2 protein-coding genes are annotated in these 1779 nt (G+C 65.9%); both read left to right on the top strand.

Features of this window, described 5'->3' with window-relative positions; all coding sequences use genetic code 11:
• The first annotated feature begins 641 nt into the window (after positions 1-641).
• On the top strand, positions 642-1517 hold the full coding sequence (locus AC1DEY_RS23165) for a hypothetical protein (RefSeq protein WP_476870044.1): 876 nt from the start codon (positions 642-644) through the stop codon (positions 1515-1517).
• 80 nt (positions 1518-1597) lie between these two features.
• The coding region (locus AC1DEY_RS23160) for a hypothetical protein (RefSeq protein ID WP_476870043.1) at positions 1598-1779 on the top strand (182 nt) is incomplete at its 3' end.

Raw genomic sequence — 1779 nt, 5'->3', positions numbered from 1 at the left:
AGGCTCTACAGTGCATTCGTGTGTCCCGCTTGCGACAGCACCATGGGGCAATTCTTCATCTCTTGCATCCGGCCAGAGAAATGGTCCCTCCTCAGCGGCCCCGCCGTGGAGGCACCGAAACAACCGACGCCAGCCACTGCTGCCGTCGTGGCGCCCACCCCGCAGGTCACCCCGGCGAACGCCCACCCTCAAGCCCTGGCCTGTGATTGGTGCAGAAAGGACCCACACCCGGAATACGAGTGTCTGTGGCGGCGGCTCCGGGGAGGCGTGGATCCGGGGACGCACTATTCGGACGGGCTTTACGCCCGAATCTCCAGCGGAGCGGTAGCTGAAGGGGAGGGTACTGCAGCCATGAAGAGAATGCTTGAGCGGATTGCACCTAAGCGCTCCTAGCAGTGCGGCCAGGCGCCGTGTACGGTGCCAAACCAAGAGGTTGCCCTTCTTTCCAGCACTGCACTGTCCAGCACAACACTCCGAAGGGCAACCTCGCTTCCACCCTACAAGATCAGCGGCGGTCCGATTGCGATGCGACGGCCGTCATGGGCCCTATTCGCCTCGGGAATTGTAGATGGCCGAGCTCGGGCCTTGGTAAGGTCGGGCGTGCGCGGCCGACCGGCCGCCGACAACCTCCAGGGGGACATATGGGACTCGGCAACTGGGTCAAACAGACATTCGGCACAAAGCCTGTTTCCTCCGCCCCACCGGCAGAGCCGGCGTCCCAGCCCGAAGCCCCCGCCGGCATCCGCATCACCGTGTCGTCCGGGGTGGACCCCTGCTCGGAGCTGGCCGGAACGACGACGTTCGCGAAAGAGACGGTGGCTGCCCTGGCCGACCGTCACGGTCTCGGTACGCGCGGCTACTACGAAGGGCCAGCCCAGCTTCAGCGGGAGCCGGACAACCCAACCGACCCCCATGCAGTCGCCGTCCTCGTCGAGGGCGAGAAAGTCGGCAACCTGCCGTTCCCGGCTAACAGGGGCACCGGGCTGAAGCCGGGTGTGAGTGCGCCGGCCGTATACCAACTCCATGTCCTGCGGGAAGCGAAGCTGAAGGCGAAGGCCTTCGTCTGGCTCGGCGACGGGCAGCCGGAGTGGGATCACCCGGAGGGCAACCCGCCGGCCCTGACCACGGCCGAGCGTGCCAACGCGTCGCACCGGGAACGGAGCGACATGGTCCAGGACGCCCTGGCCGGCGGAGGATCGCGCGCAGCCCAGTTCAAGCGCGGCATGGTCGATGGCGTCCATTATCTCGAGCTCGTCGAGCCGATCAAGCAGTTGAAGCGCGAGGGCCGGCTCGATGAAGCTCTCGTCCTCTGCTACAAGGCCATTGAAGCCGCCGAAGGCAACGCCGAGGGCCGCGAACCCGCGCCCTGGTACACCGAGCAGGCGGCCATCGTCCACCGGAAGCTCTCCCAGAAGGATGAGGAGATCGCGGTGCTGAAACGGTGGCTGGCCAAATGTCCGAAGGCATACCGAAACGGGAGCCGGATCGCCGAGCGACTGGCAAAACTGGAAGCCTGACTCCAGCGGCACTGTCAGCTAGGCTCTGCCTCAACAAATGGAGGCTGAAGCATGGAGATGGTCTGCAGAGGGTTCGGGTCGTGACACCCACGGCCGTCGTCGTCGCGCTTGCAGGCAGCGTGTTCCTGGCCTTCGTCGCACCCTACGTCCTGGCGCCGTTCGGCATGACTCCGAACGGAACCGAAACCGCCTTGCTGGTGGTGGCCCTGTGGGCTGCGTGCTGGTCGGCGAGCCGGTTGTCCGCCAGGCGCCGGGGCACGGA

The sequence above is a fragment of the Arthrobacter sp. 05T47 genome (assembly GCF_056395825.1).
This window is presented reverse-complemented; position numbering and strand designations above follow the sequence as displayed.